The sequence below is a fragment of the Pseudomonas sp. HY13-MNA-CIBAN-0226 genome, assembly GCF_040310305.1.
Classification (GTDB): domain Bacteria; phylum Pseudomonadota; class Gammaproteobacteria; order Pseudomonadales; family Pseudomonadaceae; genus Aquipseudomonas; species Aquipseudomonas gregormendelii.
The window spans coordinates 1-267 of record NZ_JBEOPS010000298.1 but is presented as its reverse complement, the minus strand read 5'-3'; the positions used below and the strand labels follow the sequence as shown (position 1 = coordinate 267).

The following is a 267-nucleotide window of genomic DNA, read 5'->3' as shown; positions in this document are numbered from 1 at the left end:
GCTGTAGCCCGGCTCGCGTAGGGCGACATTCAGGTCCACCAGCCCAGGCGCGGCCACCAGGCCCTTGGCATCGATGCTCTGGCCGGCATTGAAGCCTGCGGGGGCGGCGCCGATGGCGACGATCTTGCCGGCGTCCAGGTGAAGATCGGTAACTTGGTCCAGGCCACTGGCCGGGTCGATGACTCGGGCGCCGAGAATGCTGAGCTTCACTGGGCCTGCTCCTGCTCGAATTGACGTTGCGCGGTTTGCCCGCTCATGGCCATGGAC

Annotated in this window: 1 pseudogene; it reads right to left on the bottom strand. The window is 66.7% G+C overall.

The features are described from left to right. Nucleotides 1–210, bottom strand: a pseudogene (locus tag AAEZ05_RS28830) (dihydroorotase); the annotation flags it as partial. Between the last annotated feature and the right edge of the window lie 57 nt (nt 211–267).